The sequence below is a fragment of the bacterium genome, assembly GCA_021372615.1.
In the GTDB taxonomy this organism is placed as follows: Bacteria; Armatimonadota; Zipacnadia; order Zipacnadales; family UBA11051; genus JAJFUB01.
Genome location: JAJFUB010000003.1, coordinates 1 through 3,989, shown reverse-complemented (window position 1 = coordinate 3,989; position 3,989 = coordinate 1). Strand labels below are relative to the sequence as shown.

The following is a 3,989-nucleotide window of genomic DNA, read 5'->3' as shown; positions in this document are numbered from 1 at the left end:
TGTGTGGCGGGGGCCCGTAACCCGCCGCAATCGTCGTCGATGATAGAGGCCGGCGGGGTACAAGCCCCCGCCCTACAGCGGAGACGCTGCGAACTCGCGCACGAGATTGGGTCCGGGCATTGGTATGGTTACATCTGGGGGACCGACGTGGCGCGGTTCCTGTCGCTCACCAAGGAGCAACGGGTGGCATCGTGCCTGCATGCAGACACCCTGGAGGAGCTGTATGACATCCTGCGCGGCGCGCCCCTCAACGTGCCGGAGCGGCTTGTGCAGGCAGTGGACCTGATCCTATTCGTGCATGTGCTGCCGGGGCGGGAGCGGCGGGTGGCGGCGGTGTATGAGGCCACAGGCGAGGGCCATCGGCTCGCGTTTGCGCTGGAGGGTGGGCAGCTAGTGCGGCAGGACGCAGTCGTGCTGCCAGGGCGGTTGGGAGCAGGCGCGGGGGAGATGGCGCAGCGACTTCAGGCCGTGCAGCGCATGCTGGATACGGGCGAGCGACGGTTCGAGGTCCTGCGCGAGCGCGTCCTGGAGTGCTACTGAGCGATCACTCCAGCCGCCAGGCGGTGAGGCTCATAGGCTCGAGCTTCAGCGTCAGCGGCGCCTCAACCGTAGCGCCGGTGACGAGATTCCGCAGACGCCTGCCACCGAGGGCGGCGGCGTTGAGTTTCACCGTTACGGCCTCCGGCCCGAGGCCGGTGTTGATGATCCCCAGGTAAGTCCCCGCTTTGGTGCGGTAGCGCCGCACCACGATCTTCTCATCCCCACACGCTTTGATGATCTCCGAAGGCACCGCAGGCAGGGCCCGGTACGCTGCCGCGAACTCGCGCGCGTACTCCGGGAAGCCCCGGTTCATGTCGCCGATGCGCACGCCCATGAGGAAGGGGTCGCTGGCGGCCATGGCGAGCACTTCGTCGAGCATGCAGTACCGCCCGGCGGGCTCGTTGCCATGCAGGCCGGGGCAGTTCCAGCCGACCTGCGGGTGGTTGAAATACGCGTCCTCGTTGTAGATCCACCACAGGCAGACCGCGCTGCCCTCCCCGGTGCGGAAGTGGTTGAGATACTTCTCATTGCCGCACAGGAAGGGGTAGTGGGCCTGCGCGAGGTTCATCAGCCCACGATCCTGCCGGTACAGTGGCGGGTTCATGCCAACGCTGAGCCAGGCGACATCGGGGCGCGTGTAGTCTTCCATCAAGCGCGGGAGATCGAGCTTGGCCACGTCCGGCAGCGACACCCGGCCCGGCACGAGCAGTTCGTCGCCCTTCTCCTTGTCCCACCAGTACAACGGCGTACCGAAGTGCAGGTTGTCGTCGCCGCCGTTGTAGTTGAGGATGACGAGACGCAGGTCGGAGCGGACCTTGCGCAGTGCGGCGGCGGCGCGCAGCAGGTTGTCGCGCTTGCGCTCGTAGTACCACTGGCGGAACGCGGCCTCGTGGTTGTCGTGAACCCACTGGCCGAGGTTGCCGGCGGGCAGCGAGAGGCCCCTGGCTTGCGCGAAGCGCCGCACCTCGTAGTCGCTGTAGCTGACCTGCCATGCCTGGAAGCGGTGTGTCAGGATGAGGCCCCCGAAGCTCTTGTACTTGGTCGCGTACAGGTCTCCGAGTTCAGTCACGAGCTTTTCGAGGTCTTCGCCGACGGCGGGATGGGCCATGTCAATGCAAGTACCGGCGTCGAGGCAGCGCATGGTGCGCAGGCCGTCCTTGCCGGTGGTGGTGCCCCAGTGGTAGTAGTGCGGGGAGCCGTCAGGCCACACCGCGAGGGCCTCCTGCGGAAGTTGCCCGGTGCCGCCGTATTCGAGCAGCGGCATGACCGTAACGCCCGTGCGATCGCCTTCGGCAAGGATGGGCTCGGTGATGCCTGGCTGCAGGCGGTAGTAGCCCGGGCGGGCGAGGGCGTGGGGGTTGCTCAGCTTGTCGGGGCCGAACAGCTTGCTGGGCCAGCCCACATAGCCGCTGTTGGTGGGGTAGGTGCCGCCGCAGTATGACAGGGCCACTGGCGCGTAGAAGTTCATGCCGAAGGCACGGTAGGAGGCGATGGTTCCGGCGCTCGGGGTGGCGTCTTCGCTGATGAAGCCGAGCAGGCGGCGCGGCGCCTGCTCGGGCTCCTGCGCCGGCATGGCCAGCGCCTCAAGCGCGGGGCGGTCGCCGAGTTCATAGAGGCGCAGGGCATGCACGGCTACTCCCTCGCTGAAGGGATCAGCCTTGTCGCCCATGGAATGCACTGCTACCCACCCGTCGCCGCTTTGAGCCGACATGAGGGAGTACTGCCGCTCGTAGCGGCCCGATAGCGGAAGGTCAACCTTCTGCATGAAGCGCTGGCGGGTGTGTGGGTCGCCGAGGGAACTGCCGGTATGGAAGCCGAACGAGGCGCGGGAGTCAATGCCGTTCCACAGCAGGAAGTTGCGCGAAACGTCTTCCGGGTATTCGACGACCAGGACGTAGTGCTTGCCCGGCTGGACCTGGCCGCGCCCCATGCGGTAGGCGAACCAGCCCCAGTTGTCCGTGACGCGGCAGGGCTTGCCTAGAACTTCGGCGATGCTCGTGAACTGCTCCCGGCTCTCGCGATAGGTCAGCGCCCAGTCGTACGTGAGGCGCGGGCCGCCGCCGTAGTAGTCCAGCGGCTCGCTCGTATACTTGGTGCTCAGCGCCTTGCCGCCCTGCCGCATCGCGTGCGGATCGGCGGGGTCGCCGCAGAGCACCTCGTCAACCAGCTTCAGCCTGCCATAGACCGGAAGGTCGTCATAGCGTTCGGCGAGGGGCGCGAGCTTGGGGAAGTCGAAGTTGAGCGGCTTCAGCCGCATCCAGTCCGTCTGTGCGGCGGCCTCCTCATTGCCTTTGAGCAGGCGGCAGGTGATCCGATATTGGTCGGCCCCGGCTTCCTTCTGCGTGCGGATCAGGCGGTCAACCTGCGAGGACGGCAGGTCGAGCTTGAGCAGGCATGACATGCCCGGCGGGAGGTTTACATCCATCTGGCCCGTGGCAGGTCGGAAGTAGTAGTCGAGGCATTCCCAAGACAGTTTCATCGGCCCCTGCGCCTTGTCTGTCGCGGCAACGCGCACGACGAGCCCCAGACCGTCGCCCGCCTGCAACTCCACCGGCGTCACGGCCATCACGCACTGGGGCTTGCCGGCGCGGGTGACCACGCTCCCCTCTATCTCAATCGGCGCAGCGTTAGGCAGACTCTTCTCAGGAGTCCCCCACCGCCCGTCACGCACGGCCTCCACGAGGTCAGCGGCGGCCACTGGCATCCGCGCCAGCCACTGCACCGTCTCATCCTTGTCCCCTGCGCGGTACTTGCCGGTGAGCAGCACCCGCGCGTCTGAGGCACTGAATTGCCGGGGGAAGCCGAGGAGCACGGGGATGCTCGTGGAGCCACCTGCGGGCAGGTCAACAGGCTGCTCGCTGCGACCGGTCATCCCAGCCGGACCGCTGGCCGAGATGCTGAGGCCGCTGACGGGTTGGCCGAGGGTGTTGCGGAGCTTCAGCGTCATCCGGCAGTCACCGGCGGCGACTTCGGGGGCGTCGAAGGAGGCGGCGCGGGCCAGGGAGGCCGGCGGCTCTGGAACCGCGTCATCTCCCTGCACGAGCTTCACGCCATCCACCCAACTCTCCCCCACTCCCACGAACCGCAGTGTCACCGCCATCGTCGCCGTCCCCGGCGGGCTGACCGCGGCCACGCCGAAGGGCACCCATTCGCTGTACCCATGCAGCCACTGCGAGGCCCAGCCCTCGTAGAAGGGATGGTCCTTGTCGGAGATGATCTCGCCTTTGGCGTTGAGGAAGCCCAGATGCACCCGAAAGCCGCTGTGGGGCGGCATGGCTCCATGTAGGCGCACCCAGGCCGACAGGGCATAGCGCTTGCCGGGCTCGGCGGGAAGGTTGCGGTACGACCAGTAGGCATGGCTGACCGAATCCGAGCCGGTCATGTACAGGCTGCGCTGGCCGGAGTGGGCCACGGTGTCCGAAACACCACCGGAGGAGCGCGCATGGCCC

2 protein-coding genes are annotated in these 3,989 nt (G+C 67.1%); one reads left to right on the top strand and one right to left on the bottom strand.

Going from position 1 to position 3,989, the window contains the following annotated elements; genetic code table 11:
* Nucleotides 1–540: hypothetical protein (locus LLH23_00120; GenBank protein MCE5236879.1), on the top strand; the 540-nt coding region annotated here is incomplete at its 5' end.
* Nucleotides 541–544: 4 nt separating this feature from the next.
* Here LLH23_00120 and LLH23_00115 read toward each other — a convergent pair.
* A partial coding sequence (locus LLH23_00115; protein ID MCE5236878.1) for a hypothetical protein occupies nucleotides 545–3,989 on the bottom strand: 3,445 nt, incomplete at its 5' end.